Annotated in this window: 21 protein-coding genes; 13 read left to right on the top strand and 8 right to left on the bottom strand. The window is 71.2% G+C overall.

The annotated features are described in order from the left end of the window. Positions 1–11: 11 nt before the first annotated feature. Together D8M34_RS01855 and D8M34_RS01850 are read right to left on the bottom strand one after the other, a co-directional pair. The gene (locus tag D8M34_RS01855) at positions 12–1325 is read right to left on the bottom strand and encodes an LLM class flavin-dependent oxidoreductase (protein WP_126892998.1); all 1314 of its coding nucleotides are present in this window, start codon (positions 1323–1325) and stop codon (positions 12–14) included. Then, positions 1322–2617 carry an O-acetylhomoserine aminocarboxypropyltransferase/cysteine synthase family protein gene (locus tag D8M34_RS01850; protein WP_126892997.1) on the bottom strand — a complete coding sequence of 432 codons (1296 nt, stop codon included), beginning with the start codon at positions 2615–2617 and terminating at the stop codon, positions 1322–1324. The genes D8M34_RS01855 and D8M34_RS01850 overlap by 4 nt, the downstream gene beginning before the upstream one ends. A gap of 188 nt (positions 2618–2805) precedes the next feature. On the opposite strand from D8M34_RS01850, the gene leuC reads away from it, so the two are divergent. The 6 genes from leuC to D8M34_RS01820 all read left to right on the top strand — a co-directional run bounded on the left by leuC (position 2806) and on the right by D8M34_RS01820 (position 9166). After that, positions 2806–4242, top strand: a complete 1437-nt coding sequence (gene leuC / locus D8M34_RS01845) for a 3-isopropylmalate dehydratase large subunit (protein ID WP_025103308.1) — start codon at positions 2806–2808, stop codon at positions 4240–4242. Between the two features lie 2 nt (positions 4243–4244). Beyond that, complete coding sequence (gene leuD / locus D8M34_RS01840; RefSeq protein WP_126892996.1) at positions 4245–4865, top strand: 3-isopropylmalate dehydratase small subunit; 621 nt, start codon at positions 4245–4247, stop codon at positions 4863–4865. Positions 4866–4926: 61 nt separating this feature from the next. Further along, positions 4927–6294 carry a UDP-N-acetylglucosamine 1-carboxyvinyltransferase gene (gene murA, locus D8M34_RS01835; protein ID WP_025103310.1) on the top strand — a complete coding sequence of 456 codons (1368 nt, stop codon included), beginning with the start codon at positions 4927–4929 and terminating at the stop codon, positions 6292–6294. Positions 6295–6299: 5 nt separating this feature from the next. Beyond that, positions 6300–7055, top strand: coding sequence for a lysophospholipid acyltransferase family protein (locus tag D8M34_RS01830; RefSeq protein WP_029989231.1), 756 nt, complete (start codon positions 6300–6302; stop codon positions 7053–7055). Beyond that, positions 7045–8184: an NAD(P)H-dependent glycerol-3-phosphate dehydrogenase gene (locus tag D8M34_RS01825; RefSeq protein ID WP_062634761.1), complete on the top strand. Its 1140-nt coding sequence runs from the start codon at positions 7045–7047 to the stop codon at positions 8182–8184. The genes D8M34_RS01830 and D8M34_RS01825 overlap by 11 nt, the downstream gene beginning before the upstream one ends. Beyond that, positions 8084–9166 (top strand): D-alanine--D-alanine ligase family protein, encoded by a 1083-nt coding sequence (locus D8M34_RS01820; protein ID WP_126892995.1) that lies wholly within the window; start codon positions 8084–8086, stop codon positions 9164–9166. Before D8M34_RS01825 ends, D8M34_RS01820 begins: the two co-directional genes overlap by 101 nt. A 22-nt stretch (positions 9167–9188) precedes the next feature. Here the strand turns inward: D8M34_RS01820 and D8M34_RS01815 are convergent, their stop codons facing one another. Beyond that, positions 9189–9671, bottom strand: coding sequence for a DUF3515 domain-containing protein (locus D8M34_RS01815; protein ID WP_126892994.1), 483 nt, complete (start codon positions 9669–9671; stop codon positions 9189–9191). Between the two features lie 23 nt (positions 9672–9694). Between D8M34_RS01815 and thiL the strand changes: the two genes are divergently transcribed. Next, on the top strand, positions 9695–10690 hold the full coding sequence (gene thiL / locus D8M34_RS01810; protein WP_126892993.1) for a thiamine-phosphate kinase: 996 nt from the start codon (positions 9695–9697) through the stop codon (positions 10688–10690). Here the strand turns inward: thiL and rsmD are convergent. Further along, positions 10660–11274 carry a 16S rRNA (guanine(966)-N(2))-methyltransferase RsmD gene (rsmD, locus tag D8M34_RS01805; protein WP_126892992.1) on the bottom strand — a complete coding sequence of 205 codons (615 nt, stop codon included), beginning with the start codon at positions 11272–11274 and terminating at the stop codon, positions 10660–10662. The genes thiL and rsmD overlap by 31 nt on opposite strands. Before the next feature lie 60 nt (positions 11275–11334). Here rsmD and D8M34_RS01800 point away from each other — a divergent pair, with 60 nt between their 5' ends. The 6 genes from D8M34_RS01800 (at position 11335) to mutM (ending at position 16440) form a co-directional block, all read left to right on the top strand. Then, the gene (locus tag D8M34_RS01800) at positions 11335–13509 is read left to right on the top strand and encodes an ATP-dependent DNA helicase RecG (protein WP_126892991.1); all 2175 of its coding nucleotides are present in this window, start codon (positions 11335–11337) and stop codon (positions 13507–13509) included. A gap of 31 nt (positions 13510–13540) precedes the next feature. Continuing rightward, positions 13541–14038 carry a pantetheine-phosphate adenylyltransferase gene (gene coaD / locus D8M34_RS01795; RefSeq protein WP_025103318.1) on the top strand — a complete coding sequence of 166 codons (498 nt, stop codon included), beginning with the start codon at positions 13541–13543 and terminating at the stop codon, positions 14036–14038. A gap of 136 nt (positions 14039–14174) precedes the next feature. Next, positions 14175–14669, top strand: coding sequence for a YceD family protein (locus D8M34_RS01790; protein WP_025103319.1), 495 nt, complete (start codon positions 14175–14177; stop codon positions 14667–14669). 2 nt (positions 14670–14671) lie between these two features. Continuing rightward, on the top strand, positions 14672–14881 hold the full coding sequence (gene rpmF / locus D8M34_RS01785) for a 50S ribosomal protein L32 (RefSeq protein ID WP_013586329.1): 210 nt from the start codon (positions 14672–14674) through the stop codon (positions 14879–14881). Positions 14882–14891: 10 nt separating this feature from the next. Continuing rightward, positions 14892–15584, top strand: coding sequence for a ribonuclease III (rnc, locus tag D8M34_RS01780; RefSeq protein WP_029989233.1), 693 nt, complete (start codon positions 14892–14894; stop codon positions 15582–15584). Next, complete coding sequence (gene mutM, locus D8M34_RS01775; protein ID WP_025103321.1) at positions 15577–16440, top strand: bifunctional DNA-formamidopyrimidine glycosylase/DNA-(apurinic or apyrimidinic site) lyase; 864 nt, start codon at positions 15577–15579, stop codon at positions 16438–16440. The genes rnc and mutM overlap by 8 nt, the downstream gene beginning before the upstream one ends. A 51-nt stretch (positions 16441–16491) precedes the next feature. Here the strand turns inward: mutM and D8M34_RS01770 are convergent, their stop codons facing one another. The 4 genes from D8M34_RS01770 to D8M34_RS01755 all read right to left on the bottom strand — a co-directional run bounded on the left by D8M34_RS01770 (position 16492) and on the right by D8M34_RS01755 (position 20211). Further along, positions 16492–17811 (bottom strand): FtsX-like permease family protein, encoded by a 1320-nt coding sequence (locus D8M34_RS01770; RefSeq protein WP_126892990.1) that lies wholly within the window; start codon positions 17809–17811, stop codon positions 16492–16494. Next, positions 17808–18503, bottom strand: a complete 696-nt coding sequence (locus D8M34_RS01765) for an ABC transporter ATP-binding protein (RefSeq protein ID WP_025103323.1) — start codon at positions 18501–18503, stop codon at positions 17808–17810. The genes D8M34_RS01770 and D8M34_RS01765 overlap by 4 nt, the downstream gene beginning before the upstream one ends. A 99-nt stretch (positions 18504–18602) precedes the next feature. Continuing rightward, positions 18603–19682: a GNAT family N-acetyltransferase gene (locus D8M34_RS01760; RefSeq protein WP_126892989.1), complete on the bottom strand. Its 1080-nt coding sequence runs from the start codon at positions 19680–19682 to the stop codon at positions 18603–18605. 109 nt (positions 19683–19791) lie between these two features. Next, positions 19792–20211 (bottom strand): hypothetical protein, encoded by a 420-nt coding sequence (locus tag D8M34_RS01755; RefSeq protein ID WP_238695576.1) that lies wholly within the window; start codon positions 20209–20211, stop codon positions 19792–19794. Positions 20212–20264: the final 53 nt, after the last annotated feature.

Raw genomic sequence — 20264 nt, 5'->3', positions numbered from 1 at the left:
CGCGGAGCGGGTCAGAACGCCTGCAGATTCGCCTGCAGACCGCCGTCCGCGTAGTCGCGACGGAGGAGCCCGCGGCGGCGGAGGATCGGCACCAGCTCGTCGAGGGTGCGGTGCAGGGTCACGGGATGGAAGTCGCCCCAGAGGAGCACGCCGTCGTTGCCCCACTCGCCGAGTTCCTCGACGAGATCGGCGAACTCCTCCGCGGTACCCACGAACCCGCTGCGGTCGCGCAGCCGGCCGGTGCGGGCGAGTGCGGTGAGGTGCGCGCGGAGCGGGGCGTCCTCGCCCCGATCGCCGATCAGGCGCTGGATGCTGCCGCGGGAGACGTGCGCTCCGAAGATCGACGTGTCGAGGGGGCGGTCCAGATCGAGGGTCGTGAGATCGGTCTCCAGATCACTCGACTGCTTCCGGGCGATCTGCGCGAGTGCGGCGTCGTCCGGGTGTGCGGAGGCGGCCACGATCCGGTCGGCCTCCTCGGCGGACGCCGTGATCACGGGCTGGATCGCGAAGAGGATCTTGACGTCCTCGGCCCGGCGTCCGCAGGCGAGAGCCGCGTCGTGCACCCGCTGCCGGTACTCCCGCACCGCCTTCTCGTGCAGGGGAGCGAGGGCCAGCTGGACGTCGGAGTTCGCCCCCGCGAACGCCAGGCCGCGTCCGGAGCCGCCGGGGGAGACGATGGCCGGCTCGCCGTCCGTGAAGGGCAGGGCGTTCAGAGGGCCGTCGAAGTCGTAGTGGGCGCCGCGGTGCTGCACCGGACGCATGCGCGTGCCGTCCGCGTAGACCCCGGAGACGGGATCGGCGACCAGCGCACCGTCGTCCCAGCTCCGCCAGAGCGCGCGGATGCCGGCGAGCCATTCCTCGGCACGGTCGTACGCCTCGTCATGGCCGAGTTGCGGGGCCGCCGAGAAGTGCCGGGCGCTGCCGGTGTCGGTGACCACGTTGAGACCGAGCCGGTGCCCGCTCAGGTGCTGCAGGGTCGCGAACTGCCGGGCCGAGGTGTAGGGCAGCGAGGCCGCGGGGTTCACGGTGGGCACCACCCCGAGATGACGGGTCGCCTGGAAGAGGTACGGTGCGAGCAGCAGGGGATCGTGCTTCGGGCCGCCGAACGCATGACGCACACGCAGGTCGATCGTGTCCGCCGAGCCGAGCGAGGGGCTGTCCTCGATGATCACGAGGTCGAAACCGGCCTGCTCCAGGGTGCGGGCGGCTTCCTGGTAGACCTCCGGCCGCGTCCAGTCGTAGTCCCAGTCCAGGGACGGATATCCCCACCCCTGAGGACCGAAGCCCCGGGCGAGGAACCACCCGAAGTGCTGCAGGCGGCTCATGCCACCGTCTCCCTGACGCTCTCGAGCACCCGCGCGAGGTCGCCGATCAGGTCGTCGACATCCTCGATGCCGATCGACAGCCGCAGCGTGCCGGGGCCGACGCCGAGGATCCGACGCTCCTCGTCGGTGCGCTGCGCGTGGCTGGTCGTGCCGGGGTGCAGCACGAGCGACCGCACGTCGCCGATGTGCGTCATGTGGGTGAACACGGACACCTCCTCCACGAAGCGACGGGCCGCGGGGAGACCGCCGCGCAGCGTGAAGGTGAAGATGGAGCCGAACCCGCCGTCGAGGTAGCGCAGCGCGGTCTCGTGGTGAGGATGCGAGGGGAGGCCGACGTAGTCCACGCTCTCCACGGCGTCGTGTGCGGCCAGCCAGCGTGCGACGGCGAGGGCGTTCTGCGACTGGCGCTCCACACGCAGGCTGAGCGTCTCGGTGCCCTGGCCGATGAGGAACGCGTTGAGGGGCGAGGGCGAGGCACCGAACCGCGGAGCCACCGACTCCCTGGCGTACCCGATGCGCGCGCGGCCGCCGTGCCGGGCGAAGACGCTGGGTGCGCCGCCCCGCCCCGGCAGCACGAGGTGCGGGGCGTTGTGCCCGGCGCGCTCCGCATCGAACCGGCCGTCGTCGATCACCACGCCGCCGAGCACAGCGCCCTGGCCCGCGAGGAACTTCGACGCGGAGTGCACCACGATCGCCGCGCCGAGCTCCAGCGGTCGGAGGAGGGCGGGCGTGGCCAGGGTGTTGTCGACGATCAGGGGGATGGCGATCTCGTCGGCCACGGCGCTCACGGCCGCCACGTCGAGCACGTCGTTGCGGGCGTTGGCGAGCGACTCCGCGAACAGCGCCCTGGTCGTCGGGCGTACGGCCTCCCGCCAGGCATCCGGGTCGGCGATGTCGTCCACGAACGTCGTCTCGATGCCGAGTCGGGCAAGGTTGTCCAGGAACAGCCCGCGGGTGCCCTCGTAGATGTGGGTCGAGGAGACGATGTGGTCGCCCGCCCCCACGACCGAGAGCAGAGCGGTGGTCACCGCGGCCTGTCCGCTGGCCACGAGCACGGCGTCGGCACCGGACTCCAGGCTCGCGAGCTGCCGCTCCACCGCGTGCACCGTGGGGTTGCCGGTGCGCGTGTACCCGAATCCGGTGCCGGTGCCGAAGTGGTCGGCGGCGTGATCGAAGTCGTCGAACTCGAACCCGGCCGTCAGGTAGATCGGCGTCACACGGGAGGCGGCAGCGGCTCGGCCTCTCGCGGCGTGGACGGCGCGGGTGGCGAAGCGGGCGGTCTCGACGGTCATGCGGGGGCCTCTCGGTCGATCGGGTGAGCAACAGAGTGTCACGGCGTGTCTCGGCGTGTCCGAGCGGTGGTAACCTGACGTCATGCGGACCGTGCTCCTTCTTAGCGGCCGCGGCGAGACCTCGATCTGAGCCCCTCCTCGTCGCGGAGTCCATCGTGGGCCGAACCGCCATCCACAGGAGACACGCCATGACCACCACCGCCGGTGCGGATTCCGCACGCCCCAGGACGCTCGCCGAGAAGGTCTGGGACGACCACCTCGTCGTCAAGGGCGAGGACGGCCAGCCCGACCTCATCTACATCGACCTGCACCTCGTGCACGAGGTCACCAGCCCGCAGGCCTTCGACGGCCTCCGCAGCGAGGGACGGCCGCTCCGCCGGCTCGACCTGACCATCGCCACGGAGGACCACAACACGCCGACGTGGGAGATCGACAAGCCCATCGCCGACCTGACCAGCCGCACGCAGATCGAGACGCTGCGCCGCAACGCCGCCGAGTTCGGCGTGCGTCTGCACTCACTGGGGGACGCGGAGCAGGGGATCGTCCACGTCGTCGGCCCGCAGCTCGGCCTCACCATGCCCGGGATCACCGTGGTCTGCGGCGACTCGCACACGTCCACGCACGGCGCGTTCGGCGCGATGGCGTTCGGCATCGGCACCAGCGAGGTCGAGCACGTCATGGCGACCCAGACGCTGCCGCTGAAGCCGTTCAAGACGATGGCCATCAACGTCGAGGGCACGCTGCGTCCCGGCGTCACGGCGAAGGACATCATCCTCGCCGTGATCGCCAAGATCGGCACCGGCGGCGGTCAGGGCTACGTGCTCGAGTACCGCGGCAGCGCGATCCGCGCGCTCTCCATGGAGGGCCGCATGACGATCTGCAACATGTCGATCGAGGCGGGCGCCCGCGCCGGCATGGTGGCTCCGGACGAGACGACGTTCGCCTACCTCGAGGGGCGTCCGCACGCGCCGAAGGGCCAGGACTGGGACGACGCGGTCGCCTACTGGCGCACGCTGCCGACCGACGAGGGCGCCACCTTCGATGCCGAGGTCTTCATCGACGCCGACGAGCTGGAGCCGTTCGTGACGTGGGGGACGAACCCCGGCCAGGGCAGCTCGCTCTCCGCCTCGGTGCCGAACCCGGCGGAGATCGCCGACCCGAACGAGCGGGCCGCCGCCGAGCGAGCGCTGGAGTACATGGACCTGACGCCGGGCACGCCCCTGAAGGAGGTGCCGGTCGACGCGGTGTTCATGGGCTCGTGCACGAACAGCCGCATCGAGGACCTCCGGGCCTTCGCCTCCATCATCCAGGGCAAGAAGAAGGCCGACGGCGTCCGGGTGATGGTCGTTCCCGGCTCCGCCCGCGTGCGACTGGAGGCCGAGGCCGAGGGCCTGGATCAGGTCATCAAGGACTTCGGGGCGGAGTGGCGCTTCGCAGGATGCTCGATGTGCCTGGGCATGAACCCCGATCAGCTCGCCCCGGGGGAGCGCTGCGCCTCCACCTCGAACCGCAACTTCGAAGGGCGCCAGGGCAAGGGCGGCCGCACGCACCTCGTGTCGCCGCTCGTCGCGGCGGCGACCGCCATCCGCGGCACCCTGTCCAGCCCGAGCGATCTGGAGGCCTGACCATGGAGAAGTTCACCACCCACACGGGCATCGCCGCGCCGCTGAAGCGGTCGAACGTCGACACCGACCAGATCATCCCCGCGGTGTTCCTCAAGCGTGTCACCAAGACGGGCTTCGAGGACGCGCTGTTCCACGGTTGGCGGCAGGACCCCGCCTTCGTGCTCAACCAGGCGCCGTATCAGGGGGCGTCCGTCCTCGTCGCCGGGCCCGACTTCGGCACCGGTTCCAGCCGTGAGCACGCCGTCTGGGCGCTTCGCGACTTCGGCTTCAAGGTCGTGCTGAGCCCGCGGTTCGCCGACATCTTCCGCGGCAACGCGGGCAAGCAGGGCCTCCTCGCGGCGACCATCTCCGAGGCGGATCTGGAGCGGTTCTGGGCGATCATGGACGCCGATCCCGGCGCGCGCATGACGGTCGACCTCGAGGCGCGCACCGCCGCCATCGGCGACCCCACCGGAGGCGCGGAGGCCCGCTTCCAGGCCGACATCGGGATCGACGATTACACTAGATGGCGGCTCCTCGAAGGGCTCGATGACATCGGGCTCACGCTGCGCAACGAAGACAAGATCGCGCAGTTCGAGGCCCGTCGCGAGTCGTGGCGGCCGCGGACCCTCCCCGTCCAGTGAGACGGAGGGGGCGGGGGAGCCAGGGGTAACCCCGCCCCCGATGAATGAAGTGAGGCCCCGAATGACGACACCCGTGCGCGACGCTCTCTCCGACGACGTCCCCGCGCTGACCGGAGACGTCCTCGCCATCCGCGGAGGTCGTCCGCTGCGCGGACGGGTCGACGTGAAGGGCGCGAAGAACCTCGCCACCAAGGCGATGGTCGCGTCCCTGCTCGGGGAGACCACGAGCGTCCTGCGCGACGTGCCGGCCATCAGCGACGTCGCCGTGGTGCGTTCGCTGCTCGAGGTGCACGGCGTCCGCGTGTCGGAGGGCGACGAGCCCGGCTCCCTGGTGTTCGACCCCAGCGACGTCGAGTCGGCCCACTTCGAGGAGATCGACGCCCACGCGGGCGCCTCCCGGATCCCGATCCTGTTCTGCGGCCCGCTGCTGCACCGCCTCGGCCAGGCCTTCATCCCCGACCTCGGCGGGTGCCGCATCGGGGACCGTCCGATCGACTTCCACCTGGACGCGCTGCGCAAGTTCGGCGCGATCGTCGAGAAGCTCCCCAGCGGCATCCGCCTCTCCACGGGAGGAACCCGTCTGCACGGGGCGAACATCCACCTCCCGTACCCGAGCGTCGGCGCGACCGAGCAGGTGCTGCTGACCGCCGTCCGCGCCGAGGGCGTCACGGAGCTGCGCAACGCGGCGATCGAGCCCGAGATCATGGACCTGATCGCCGTCCTGCAGAAGATGGGCGCGATCATCTCCTACGAGCCGAACCGCGTCATCCTCATCGAGGGCGTCGAGAAGCTCCGTGGCTACGACCACCGGTCGATCTTCGACCGCAACGAGGCGGCCTCGTGGGCCTCGGCCGCTCTGGCCACGGACGGCGAGATCTTCGTCGGCGGCGCCAAGCAGCAGGAGATGCTCACCTTCCTCAACGTCTTCCGCAAGGCGGGCGGCTGGTTCGACATCCAGGAGGACGGCATCCTCTTCCGCCGCGACGGCGACATCAAGCCGGTCGTGATCGAGACCGACGTGCACCCGGGCTTCATGACCGACTGGCAGCAGCCGCTCGTGGTCGCCCTCACCCAGGCGCACGGCCGCTCGGTCGTGCACGAGACCGTGTACGAGAACCGGATGGGCTTCACCGAGGCACTGGTCAAGATGGGGGCCGACATAGTCGTGCATCCGCGCGGCCTGCAGGACGGCCCGCGGCGCGTCCCGCGTCGTGACCTGGAGCAGGCTGCCGTCATCACCGGTCCCACGCCCCTGCACGGCGCCGACATCGTGGTGCCCGACCTGCGCGGCGGCTACAGCCACGTGATCGCGGCGCTGACGGCCACCGGCGAGTCGAAGGTGTCGGGCGTCGACATCCTGAGTCGCGGATACGAGAAGTTCCTCGCCAAGCTCGACGCGCTCGGCGCCGACTTCGACGTCCTCCGGTGAGCCCGATGGCTTCCCGGTCGCCGGAGAAGACACGGCCGAGCGTGTTCTGGCCGCTCGCGGCGATCGTCGTCCCGCTGGTGTCGCTGATTGCGAAGGTTCGCATCATCGGGGCGGAGAAGCTCCCGCGAGAGGGTGCTTTCGTCCTCGCGCCGAACCACTACTCGGAGTTCGATCCGCTGATCGTCGCCTTGGCGGTCTGGCGGATCGGGCGCGCTCCGCGGTTCATGGCCAAGGAGAGCCTCTTCCGCGTGCCCGTGCTCGGGTGGTTCCTGCGCAAGACGGGGATGATCCCGGTCGCACGCACCTCGTCGGCGTCGTCCGCGAAGCAGACGATGGCCCAGTCGGCAGCTCTCGTGGAGCACGGCCGCGGCGTGATCGTGTACCCGGAGGGCACGCTCACCCGTGACCCCGACATGTGGCCGATGCGCGGCAAGTCGGGGGCGGTGCGGCTCGCCCTCGCCGACGGCATCCCGCTGATCCCGATGGCTCAGTGGGGGACCCAGGCGATCATGGGGCGCTACCAGAAGGGGCTCAGCCTCTGGCCGCTCCGGAAGCCCGTCACCGTCATCGTCGGCGACCCCGTCGACGTCTCCGATCTCCGCGGCCGCGCGGGTGAGCCGGCGGCTCTCACGGAGGCCACCAACCGACTCATGAACGCGATCACCGCGCTGCTGGAGCAGGTGCGCGGCGAGAAGGCCCCCGCGGAGCGCTGGAACCCGGCGAGCCACGGCCAGAAGGAGACCGGACGCCTTGACCCCTAAGAGAACCGTGCCGGCCGGACCCCGCGTCGCCGTGATCGGCGCCGGCAGCTGGGGAACGACGTTCGGCAAGATCCTCGCCGACGGCGGCGCCCACGTGACGATGTGGGCACGCCGGGCCGAGCTCGCGCATGAGATCGACGAGGCGAAGCGCAACTCGCGTTACCTGCCGGGCATCAACCTGCCTCGCACGATGGCGGCCACGCACGAGCTGGCGACCGCGCTCGACGGCGTCGACCAGGTGTACCTGTCCGTGCCGAGCCAGTCGCTGCGGGAGAACCTCAAGGCGCTACGCCCGCTGATCGTCTCAGGCGACGCCAAGATCGTCAGCCTCATGAAGGGCGTCGAGCGGGGCACCGGCCTGCGCATGAGCCAGGTCATCCAGCAGGAGCTGCAGTGCGATCCCGACCGGATCGCCGTGGCCTCCGGACCGAATCTCGCCCTGGAGATCGCGCGGGAGCAGCCGACCGCGGCCGTGATCTCGTCGCGCAGCCAGGAGACCGCGGACGTCGTGGCCCGGGCCGCGCGCAACTCCTACTTCCGGACGTTCGTGAACACGGATGTCATCGGCACGGAGTTCGGCGGAGTGCTCAAGAACCTCATCGCCGTCGCCATCGGCATCGTCGACGGCGTCGGCTACGGCGAGAACACCAAGGCATCCATCATCACCCGCGGCCTCGTCGAGATGACCGACTTCGCGGTCGCGAACGGCGCCCAGCCGGAGACCCTGCAGGGACTGGCCGGTCTCGGCGACCTCATCGCGACCTGCCAGTCGCCCCTGAGCCGCAACAACACCGCCGGGCGGCTGCTCGGGCAGGGCTACAGCTTCCAGGACGTCGTGAAGCAGATGCAGCAGACGGCCGAGGGGCTCGCCTCGGTCGCGCCGGTGCTGCAGCTCGCCCGCGAAGCCGATGTGCACATGCCGATCGTCGAGCAGGTGAAGATGGTGCTCGACGGCAAGATGGATCCCCGGGACATCGCCCCGCATCTCACGACGGACGACGACACCCCGCAGGGGGAGAGGACCAACCATGGACAAGCAGACGGTGGTGGTGCTCTTCGGAGGGCGCTCCAGCGAGCATTCGATCAGTTCCGCAACGGCGGGGGGAGTGCTGGGCGCGATCGATCGTGACCGGTATGCCGTGATCCCGGTGGGGATCACCCGCGAGGGTGCCTTCGTCCTCGAGGACGACGACCCGGCGAAGTTCCCGCTCGACGCCGCCCATCTCCCGGAGGTCGTCGACAACGGCACCCGGGTGCTCTGGCCGGAGCCCGGGGGCGACCGCACCCTGCGGGTGGTGCATCCGGGCGGCGAGACCGAGGGACTCGGCGAGATCGACGTCGTGCTGCCGATCCTGCACGGACCGCACGGCGAGGACGGCACGATCCAGGGCTACTTCGACACGCTCGAGGTGCCCTACGCCGGTGGCGGCGTGCTCGACTCGGCGCTGTGCATGGATAAGCACTTCATGAAGATCGCCCTGCAGGCCGCCGGGATCGCGGTGGCGCCGGGTGTGACCGTGCGCCGTCGTGACTGGGACGCCGACCCCGATGCCCTCCGCGCCCGCGCCGCCGACTTCGGCCTGCCCGTCTTCGTCAAGCCCGCTCGCGCCGGGTCGAGCGTCGGCGTCTCGAAGGTGTCGGCGCCGGAGGAACTCGACGCCGCCCTCGCCATCGCCTTCGCCGAGGACGACAAGGTGCTCATCGAGGCCGGTGTCACCGGCCGGGAGATCGAGGTGGCCGTCCTCGAGACGGCCGACGGCGTCCGCACCTCCCTCCCCGGCGAGATCGTGCTGACCGACCGCGGCTTCTACGACTTCGAGGGGAAGTACCTCGGCGGCGACGGCGTCGATGTGGTGTGCCCGGCGGAGCTGACCGAGGCGGAGGTGGCCGCCGTTCAGGAGGCCGGCGTCCGGGCCTTCCAGGCTGTCGACGGTCGCGGCCTCGCCCGGGTGGACATGTTCCTCACCCCGACCGGCGAGCTCGTCGTGAACGAGCTCAACACCATGCCTGGATTCACGCCCATCTCGATGTTCCCGAAGTGCTGGGTGGCATCGGGACTGAGCTACGGCGACCTCATCACCGAGCTCGTCGAGGCGGGCCTGCGCCGCTGACGGCGTGGTTCCCCGCGCGTGCTCAGCCCGCGGGGAACTCCACCCGGTCGGTGCACTGCGCGGTCGCCGGGGCGAGACCGGACTGGATGTTCGACGACAGGCTGTCGACGATCGACTGGAAGTCGACCTGCTCGCCGCGGCGGATGATCACCTCGATGGCCGGTTCGCGACCGTAGGTGACGAGGCGCTGGCGCTCCTCCTCCTGCTCCAGGACGAGCCAGTCGACGCCGCCGAGGGTGGTGCAGACCAGATCGGACGGGGCGGGCGGCTCCACGCCGCATCGCAGGACGACCGTGGGGTCTCCCCAGGCGCCCGTGGCCTGCGCGTCGGTCCACACGCGCTCGTACCCGCCGACGGTGTCCGGCAGGAGCACGGAGACGTTCGCGCAGGCGGGGTCGTTCGCGTCGGCGGCCGGCTCCAGGTGCACGGTCGTGGAGCATCCGGCGAGTCCGGCGGCGAGGGCGATCGCCCCCGCGACGGCAGCGAGGCGGCGGGAACGAAGCATGTATCCAGGCTACCTTTGACGACATGCCCTCCCGACCCGACTCCGACGATCCGCGCCTGGGAGATCTCTCGGAGGGTCGCATCCTCCGCGCCATCCTCCAGCGCACCGCGCCGGGCGCGCACACGCTCCTCGGTCCCGGTGACGATGCCGCCGTGATCGCCGCCCCCTCGGCATCGGTCGTCGCGACGACGGACACGCTCGTGCACGGGCCCGACTTCCGGCTCGCCTGGACGAGCGGGTACGACCTCGGCTGGAAGGCGGCGGCGGTCAACCTCGCCGACATCGCCGCGATGGGCGCACGCCCGACCGCACTGCTCGTGGCTCTGGCCGTGCCGCGCGACCTCCGGCTGTCCTTCGTGGAGCGCCTGGCCGACGGCTTCCGCGAGGCCTGCGCGGCGCTCGCCCCCGGGTGCGCGGTGGTCGGCGGGGATCTCACGGTGTCCGAGGTGCTCACGGTCGCTGTGACGGCTCTGGGCGACCTCGAAGGCCGCCCCCCGGTGACCAGGGCGGGGGCGCGACCGGGCGATGTCGTCGCCGTCGCCGGAGAACTGGGTCACGCCGCACACGGGCTTGCCGTGCTGTTCGGACGCTTCCGAGACGGCGAGACGCCGGTCCCGGTCGATCCCGCGGCTCTCGCACCCGGGGAGAGCGCTGCGGTCGCCGCGCAGCTGCGGCCGTCGCCGCCCATCGGCCTCGGCGTCGTCGCAGCCGCGGCCGGCGCGACCGCGATGATGGACGTCTCGGACGGCCTCGCCCTCGATGCGCGGCGCCTCGCGGAGGCCTCCGGCGTCACCCTCGCGCTGGACGGCGCCGCGCTCGGCGCGAGTCCGCAGCGGGCGCTCGCGGGCGGCGAGGACCATGCGCTGCTCGCGACGTTCCCCGACGGCGTGCTGCCGCCGGGCTTCCGTGCGATCGGCGTCGTGCGTCCGCGCGGCGAGGAGGACCTGCTCTGCGACGACGGTCCCGTGGACGTCAGCGGCTGGGACCCCTACCGGGACTGGGACTCCGTCTCGGGCTGAACGTCCGCCGACGCGGCGTCCTGCGGGCCGGGCTCCGCCCACCACAGGGTCGTGTCGCCGTAGGTCTTCTCCCGGAACACCCGGAGCCCGGCCGCCGCGAAGTCGGGGGCGGTGGAGCGCCGGGCTCGTTCGACGACCACCACGGCATCGTCGCTGAGCAGCGGAGCGAGGGCGGCGAGGTCGCCGTCCATCGCCTCATCGTCGATGTCGTACGGCGGATCCGTGAACACGAGGTCGTAGGGCCCGGACGCGCGGCCGAGGAACGCCCGGACCGTCGCCTCCTGCACCCGTGCGGTCGCGGCACCGGAGACCTTCGCGACGGCCGCGGCGTTGCGCCGCACGACGGCGGCGGCCTGCCGACCCCGCTCGACGAGGTCGGCGCTCCGGGCGCCTCGGCTCAGGGCCTCGAGCCCGAGCGCCCCCGAGCCCGCGTAGAGGTCGAGCACGCGGGCGTCCGCGATCGCGTCGAGCGACTCCAGGGCGCCGAACAGGGATTCGCGCACGCGGTCACTCGTGGGCCTGGTCCCGGCGCCGGGGACGTCGAGCCGGGTGCCGCGTGCCGTTCCGGCGATGATCCTCGTCACCCGTTCACGATACGACAGGCCGCGGACGGTCGTGTCCGTGCGGTTCCCTAGACTCGGAGCATGTCGCTCACGCTCGATTCCTCGCTCGAGGAGGCCCTCGGCGCGGCGTCGGCCAAGACGCTCGACCGCGCCTTCGGCATGAAGACCGTCGGCGACCTGCTCGCGCACTACCCACGCCGGTACGCCGACCCGGGGGAGCTCACCCCCATCCGCGACCTCCCGATCGGGGAGACCGTCACGATCGTCGCCGAAGTCCTCTCGTCGAGCTTCCGCCGGATGCGCAATCGACCGGGGGCCATGGTCGACGTCGTCATCGGCGACGGCGTCGGTCGCATGTCGCTGACTTTCTTCGCGAAGAACGTCGGCGCGGCGGAGTGGCGCTCCAAGGACCTGGCGGTCGGGCGGCGTGGTGTGTTCTCCGGCAAGGTCGGCGAGTTCAACGGCATGACCCAGTTCGCCCACCCGGAGTACGAGCTGTTCGACGACGAGGACGCGGCGCGCCGGCGGGCGGATGCGAGGGCGGCGGTCCCGATCCCGATCTATCCGGCCACCTCCGCGATCCAGACGTGGCAGATCGCCCGGCTCGTCGGGCGCGTCCTCGACGACCTGTCGTCGGTCCCCGACCCGCTGACCCCGGAGATTCGCACCCGCGAAGAGCTGCTGACGGCGCGGGAAGCCCTGGAGGCGATCCACCGCCCGCGCTCCCGCAACGAGATCGATCCCGCGGTGCGCACGCTGCGCATGCACGAGGCGCTCACGCTCCAGACGGCCCTCCTCCAGCAGCGCGACGCGGTGCGCGCCCTGGCCGCCACCTCGCGGCCGGCGGCGCCCGGCGGGCTGCTGGAGCGCTTCGACGCCGCCCTGCCCTACACGCTCACGCCGGATCAGCAGACCGTCGGCGCCCAGATCGCAGACGATCTCGTCGGCTCCTGGCCGATGAACCGGCTCGTGCAGGGCGAGGTCGGTTCGGGAAAGACGCTGGTGGCCCTGCGGGCGATGCTGCAGGTCGCCGAGAGCGGGGGGCAGGCGGCCCTGATCGCCCCGACGGAAGTCCTCGCGGCGCAACATCTGCGTTCGATCACGAAGATGCTCGGCCCGCAGCTCGCCCCGCTGCTGATGCCGACGCTGCTCACCGGGCAGATGCCGGCGGCGGATCGCCGCAAGGCCGCGCTGCGCGTCGCCTCCGGCCAGGCGCTGATCGTGGTCGGCACCCACGCGCTCCTCGGGGAGAAGACCACGTTCGCCGATCTCGGTCTCGTCGTGGTCGACGAGCAGCACCGCTTCGGAGTCGAGCAGCGGGAGGCGCTGCGGGCGAAGGGGTCAAGCCCGCACGCGCTCGTCCTCACCGCGACCCCGATCCCGCGGACGGTCGCGATGACGGTCTTCGGCGACCTCGACACCTCGGTCATCCGCACGATGCCGGCGGGGCGCGCCGGCATCGAGTCGTACGTCGCGCCGTTGGCCGAGCACCCGGGCTGGTTCAACCGGGTGTGGGAACGGGCGGCGGAGGAGATCGCGCAGGGTCGGCAGGTGTTCGCCGTCTGCGCGGCCATCGACACCGCGGCGAAGACGGCCGAGTCGGGGGAGCAGGCGCTGCTCGCCCCGGAGGGCGGCAAAGGCCCTCGGTGGGGTGTCGTGCAGCTCGACGAGGCGCTGGCCACGCATCCGACCCTCGGCGGTCTGCGACGTGCGGTGCTCCACGGGAAGATGCCCTCGGAGGAGAAGGACGCCGTCATGCAGGCCTTCGCCCGCGGGGAGATCGACCTCCTGCTCGCGACGACCGTGATCGAGGTGGGCGTGGACGTCCCCAACGCCTCGACGATGATCGTGCTGGACGCCGACCGTTTCGGAGTGTCCCAGCTGCACCAGCTCCGTGGTCGGGTGGGCCGAGGCGGTGTCCCGGGTCTCTGCCTGCTCGTGACCGAGGCCGAGGCCGGATCGGTGGCCCGCGAACGCGTCGATGCGGTTGCCGCCACCCTCGACGGGTTCGCGCTGGCCGAGGTCGACCTCGAACTCCGCGGCGAGGGCGACGTGCTCGGCGCGGCACAGGCCGGGGTGCGGTCGTCCCTCAAGCTGCTGCGCGTCGTGAAGGACGCCGCTCTCATCACCCGGGCCCGCGAGCTCGCGGAGGACATCCTCGCCGCCGACCCCGAGCTGGCCGCTCACCCCGGGCTCCGGGAGGCCATCGGACGGCGCGTCACCGACGAGGATCGCGCGGCGCTGGCGAAGAACTGATCGCCGTTCCGGGTGCCCTAGGCTGGATTCCATGAGCAGCCGGATCGCCGTCGTCCCGGGTTCCTTCGATCCGCCGACCCTGGGTCACCTCGACGTGATCCGGCGCGCGGCCGCCCTCTACGACGAGCTGCATGTGCTCGTGGTGCACAACCCGGGCAAGGAGGCGATGCTGCCGATCGCGCAGCGGCTCTCCCTCCTGGAGCGTTCGATCGCCGAGGACGGCATGGCGGGCAACATCGTCATCGGCTCCTGGAGCATGGGACTCCTCGTCGACTATGCGCGCGACGTGAACGCCGGTGTGCTCGTGAAGGGCATCCGCTCGCAGGTCGACGTGGCGTACGAGTCGCCCATGGCGATCGTCAACCGGCACCTCGCCGACATCGAGACCGTCTTCCTGCTGCCCGACCCCGCGCATGCGATGGTCTCGAGCTCGCTGGTGCGTCAGGTCGCCGGTCTCGGGGGCGACGTCTCGCCGTTCGTCCCGCCGGCTGTCGCCTCGTTCCTGGACACCGGCGCGCGCGGGATCTGATCGGGGATCGCGGTCCCGTTCCCGGCGGTCTCCCGGCCCTCCTCACCGGTGACCCGGGTAGCATGGCGGGGTGCGTTCCCGACTCAACAGCCCTTTCGTCCTCCCCGTCCGTGACATCGTCCGGCGCCCGGGGGAGATGCGCGAGCACTCCTTCTCGGTGCCCCTGACGGAGCAGTGGGGGGAGGGCATCGTCTCCTTCGAGGCGGGCTCGGAACTCGATCTCGACGTGCGGCTGGAGTCCGTCCACGAGGGCATCCTCGTCACCGGAGAGGCGGAGGGCGAGTACGTCGGTGTGTGCGGTCGATGCCTCACCGACATCGCTCGGCCCGTCGAAGTCGAGTTCCAGGAGCTTTTCGCGTATCCTGGTGAGGAAGAAACTGACTTCGAGGTTCAAGACGACCACGTGGATCTTGAAACTCTCGTCAGGGATGCGGCCGTACTGGCCCTTCCTTTTCAGCCGGTGTGTCAGCCGGATTGCCTCGGGCTCGACCCGGTCACAGGCGAGAGGCTGACCGAGAGCACCGGAACGGAGCAGGCCGCTCCCATCGATCCTCGGTGGAGCGCGCTCCAGCAGATCACAGACCAGGACGGCACGGCAGAACGCGGTGCCGCCGAGAAAGAAGAGAGCTAGTCATGGCTGGTAACCCCCCGAAGCGCAAGGTCTCCCGTTCGAACACCCGCTCGCGCCGTGCGCAGTGGAAGGCCGAGGCCCCCGCGCTCGTCAAGACCATCGAGAACGGCAAGGTCGTCTACAGCCGTCCGCACCAGGCGAAGGTCGTCACCGACTCGCAGGGCACCGAGCTCTTCCTCGAGTACAAGGGCCGCAAGGTCGCCGACGTCTGAGTCGCGAACCGTGACGGAGGTCCCCGGGGGGACGAGGCCTCTCCCAGATAAGCTCCGCGTCGAGATCGACGCGGAGCTTCTGGAGTTGGCCCTCACCCACCGCTCCTACGCGTACGAGCACGGCGGCATCCCGCACAACGAGCGTCTCGAGTTCCTCGGCGACTCGGTGCTGGGTCAGGCCGTGACCGTCATGCTGTTCACGCGGCACCCCGAGCTCGACGAGGGGGAGCTGGCGAAGCGCCGGGCGAGCGTCGTGTCGACGGTCGCGCTGGCGGAGGTCGCTCGCGGCATCGATCTCGGCAGCCACCTGCTGCTCGGGCGCGGTGAGGAGCAGACCGGTGGGCGTGACAAAGACTCGATCCTCGCGGACACCATGGAGGCCGTCATCGGCGCCACCTATCTGTCCGCCGGGCCCGAGGCCGCGACGGCGCTCGTCCTGCGTCTGACCGAGCCGCTGCTCGCCGACCCCGAGCGGTACGGCGCGGCGATGGACCCGAAGACGAGCCTGCAGGAGCTCGCGGCCCGCCTCGGCGCCACGCCTCCGCAGTACTCGGTCGAGGCCAGCGGCCCCGACCACGACCGGCGCTTCACGGCGACCGTCGCCGTCGGCGACGTGCGGATGACGGGCGCCGGCAGCAGCAAGAAGACGGCGGAGATGGCCGCGGCCCTCAGCGCCTGGCGCACGCTCAGCGAGCGTGCCTGAGCTCCCCGAGGTCGAGGTCGTCCGCTCCGGCCTCGCCCCTGCCGCGGTCGACGCGGTCATCACAGGCGTCAGCGTCTTCGACGAACGCGCCCTCACCCGGCATACCGCCGGAGCTGCGGACTTCGTCCAGCGTCTGGAGGGTCGCCGCTTCACCGCGGCCGCGCGGAGGGGCAAGTTCCTCTGGCTCCCCGTGGACGATGGCGACTCCGCTCTGATCGCGCATCTGGGCATGAGCGGCCAGATGCTGCTCCGCGCGCCGGACGCGCCGACCGAGCGCCACGAGCGTGTCCGCCTCGGGATCGAGCATCCCCGACACGGCGAGCTCGCGATCGTGTTCGCGGATCAGCGGACGTTCGGCTCCCTCGCCGTCGACGCTCTCATCGCCGACGGCCCCTCCCGCATCCCGACACAGGTCGCGCACATCGCTCGCGACCCGCTCGACCCGTTCTTCGACGACCGGGTCTTCCGGGCCGCTCTCGCCCGGCGGCACAGCGCGATCAAGCGGGTGCTGCTGGACCAGGGCGTGGTGAGCGGCATCGGCAACATCTACGCCGACGAGTCGCTGTGGGCGGCCCGCATCCATCCGGAGACACCGGCCGACGCTCTGCCGACCCGAGCCGTGAATCGCCTGCTCGCGGAAGTGCGGTCGGTCCTGCAGAAGGCTCTCGCCGAGGGCGGCACGAGCTTCGACGCCCAGTACGTCAACGTCAACGGGCAGGCCGGTTACTTCGCGCACTCCCTGAACGCCTACGGTCGCGGAGGGAAGCCCTGTCCGCGCTGCGGCACGCCGATCACCCGTGCCGCGTTCATGAACCGCTCCTCGCACTTCTGCCCACGCTGCCAGCGGAGGCGCTGACCGGGGCCGAGTCGCGCGTGGCGGGCCGGATGCACCCGGCCCGCCACCGTCTCACGCCGGGGCGAACGCGCGATCCAGCAGCGGGCGGGTCGCCCAGGTGCTCGCCCACACGACGCCGATGCCGACGGCGACGACGGTCGCGATCGTCATCAGCGAGAGGGGCGCGACGATCAGCGCGATGCCCACCAGCGGGAACACGAGCACCGCAGCGCACAGCGCGGATCCGACCGCCGTGACCAGCAGTGGCGACATGATCGCGCGACGGCGCGCGCGGTCCACGGTCTCGACGGGCATGCCCAGGTGGTGCAGGCTCTCGTGCAGGTCGCTCTTGTCGAGCACGTCCGAGGCCTGATTCACGCCGACGGAGGCGGCCACCATGAGGAACGACCCGATGAGGGTGATGATGAGCCCGGTGCGGATGTCCTCCGCGAGCGCGATGCTGGAGGGATCGTCGCTCGCCCCGATCGTGTCGAGGAGCGCGACGCCGGTGCCCGCGAAGACGGCCATGAAGCTCGCCATCGCGATGCCGCCGACCTGACGCCAGGCTGCCTTCGGAGAGTCGAGAACGAGGCGAGCGGCGAGCAGCCGCTCCGGGCGCTCCGCCCGCCGGAGCTGGCGTCCCGCCGAGACCTTCAGCACCCACGGACCGAGCAGATTGAGGACGCTCAGCGCGAGGGCGAACATCGCGGCGAGCACAGCGATCGTCGCCACGACCCCGCCGATCATCGGGAAGACTTTGATGAGCACGAACGCGGTGGCGATGCCCGCGACCGCGATGACGGCGCGGATCCAGTGCACGCTCGTCAGCGCTGTGCGCGTGCGGACCCCGAGCGGCGAGATCACGACCCGACGCAGCCCCACCACGGCGCTTCCCGCGGCGAGCAGCAGGACGCCGCCCACGACGGCGGCGATCATCACCGGGGAGAGAACGACCGCAGCCAGCCCGAGAGGCTCGCCGCGGAACGGTATCAGACCGATGAGCGGGCTCAGGGCCAGGTGACCCCCGATACCGATGACGGCGCCGGCGGCAGCGACGAGGACGGATTCGACGACGGTTGCCGTCGTCACCCCGCCGGGCGTCACGCCGAGCAGACGAAGAGTCGAGAGGCGCTCGTCGCGGCGCCGTGCCGAGAGCCGGGCGGCGGCGCCGCCGAGCGAGGTCAGCGGCACGACAAGCAGGACGAGAGCGATGGCGGCGAGGCCCTGATAGAGAACAGCCTCGTCGTCGGTCCACGTCCAGAAGGCCTGGGCCCCGCCGACGACGGTGAGGACCAGGGTCGTGACCACCGCGAAGGCGACGATCGGGAGCGCGAGGACGCTGCGCTGTCCGGGAGCCGGGCGCAGGAGCAGGCCGAGGACGGAGAGATTCATGCGTTCACCGCCGAGCCGAGGATGCGGCCGTCCCGGACGGCGACGGTGCGCGTGCAGCGTGCGGCGACGTCGGCGTCGTGCGTGACGACGATGAGGGTGCGGCCCTGCCCGGTCGTGGACCAGAGGAGAGCGTCCATGACCTCGGCGGAGGTGTGCGAATCCAGAGCGCCGGTCGGCTCGTCGGCGAAGACGAGGTCCGCACCCGTCGCCTGGGCTCTGGCGATGGCCACGCGCTGCGCCTGTCCTCCGGAGAGCTCGCCGATGCGTCGTTCCTCCATACCGCCGAGACCCAGCGCCGCGAGCCACGACGCCGCGTGGGGGAGGGCGTCCTTCTTGGCGACGCCGTTGATCATCGAGGCGAGGGCGACGTTCTCCACCGCCGTCAGCTCGGGGATCAGCAGTCCCTGCTGGAAGACGAACCCGAAGCGCTCGCGACGCAGCCGGGAGCGCGCCGCCTCACCCAGCGCGGTCACGTCGATGGCCGTGCCCGTCGAGGGCTGGAAGACCACGCGGCCGCTGTCCGGTGCGGTGATTCCCGCCAGCACATGCAGGAGCGTCGTCTTCCCCGAGCCCGACGCGCCCATGATGGCGACGGACTCGCCACGGTGCACCGCGAGGTCGACACCGGCGAGGGCGTGGGTGACGCCGTAGGTCTTGACGAGGGCGTGGGCTTCGATCACGGGTGTGTTCATGTTCCCAGCCTCGCCGTGGGGCCGTGCCGGTGTCGTCGGCCCGGCGGATGAAGCTGAGCGGTGGCCGTCATCCGGGAGGATGACGACCACCGCTCGTCGTCAGATCTTCTTCTGCCACGCCCCTGCGTACGACACGGGCACGAAGCCGATCGCCTCGTTGATGTCGAGCATCGGCCGGTTCTCCTCCGCATTGAACGTCGAGACGACGGTCGACCCGGGGACGAGCTCCCGCCAGCGCAGGAGGTTGGCGCATTTGACGATCGTGCCGAGGCGGTGACCGCGGTGATCCTTCGCGACCAGCGTCCCGAACTGGTGGGTGGTCCCGGTCTTCTCCGCGCCGATCAGCAGCTCGTTGTACGCGACGAGCGTGCCGGACGGGACATGCTCCACCGCCACGACGGAGACGGTCTGACCAGCGCCCGTGAGACGCGCATCCCGGCGGATCACCCGCTCCGCGTCGTACACCTCGGCGACGAAATCCATATCGCCACTGGGCGCATCGGTCGACAGCCGGGCGAGGACAGCGGCATACCCGTCGCGGAGCTCCGGCGGGGTGGGCAGCTCCCACTCGACCACGCGGTAGTCCGGCCCCGCGGCCGCGAGGGCCGCATCCAACGCGCGGCGCAGGGGCTCCGGATCGGCGCGCAGATCGAGTTCGCTGTTGCGCTCGACCTGCTCCAGGGTGAAGCCGTGGGCCTCGACGACATCGCTCAGCGGTGTCGCCGGGATCCGTCCCCAGCCGGTCCGGGGCTGGAGCATGCGATCGGCCTCCTCGGGCCGGTGCAGGGTCCAGATCTGCAGGACGCTCCGGCCGCGCTCCCTGGCCTCGGCCTCGGCGCGGTCGAGCAGCGCGTCCTCGACACCGCGTCCGGCGTGGGCGGCCGGGACGAGGAGATCGAGCTCGGCGGCGCGCGCGTCCTCCTCCTGCGGGAAGGACACCGTCACCATACCGATGATCTCGTCCCCCTCCCTGGCGACGAATCCGAGGTCCAGCGCATCGGAGTCGTCCTGCCAGTTGGGCAGCATCTGCGCGGCGTCCGGGGCGAGCTCGGGGAGACCGACCTGCTCGTCGCAGATCTGTCGGTTCAGGGTGCCGTACGCGCGGAAGTCCGCGGCGTTCGCATCGTCGAGGGTGGCCGGGACGATCAGCGGCGTGATCGTCAGTGCGGCGGTCGTCATGTCAGGTCCTTCGTGTCGGAGGGAGGAGGAGGTGCCGGGTGTCCCGGCGCCCGTCCGCGGGTAAACGGACGGACGCCGGGTCGGCGTCGATGCGGTCGTCATCGCCCGGTCAGCGCATCCCGCGCTGCATGTCGTACATGAGGAGGGCGTGCGACTCCGCGGCCGAACGGTGACGCTGCTCTCCGACGAGGAACAGGTCGCCGGGATCGACGGTCCACGACCGGCGCGGACGACGGGGCCGCTGCGCCCGCTGGAACAGCCAGAGGCCGATCCGGAGCGAGAGGCGGTCCGCGATGCCGAGCTCGCGGAGCTCGTGGTCGCGGGGGATCTGGAGGACCTCGCGGTCCTCGGTATCGGGCGGATGGGTGGTGCTGCGTGACAGCGTGATGTTCACGATGGTTCCTTCGAAAGGGATGGATGGGGTGCGGAAGCACCACGTCAGGACCGAGTCGTCGGCCGCGGCGGGTGCGGACGAGAGCAGCGCCTGCGGGGCCGCGGAATGCGGAGGCCGGAGGCGGCGGGGATCCATGATCCGAGGGGATCAGAGGGTGGGACGCGATAGAACAGGCGGGAGAAGACCCG

It is taken from the genome of Microbacterium sp. HSID17254 (assembly GCF_003989315.1).
In the GTDB taxonomy this organism is placed as follows: Bacteria; Actinomycetota; Actinomycetes; order Actinomycetales; family Microbacteriaceae; genus Microbacterium.
This window is presented reverse-complemented; position numbering and strand designations above follow the sequence as displayed.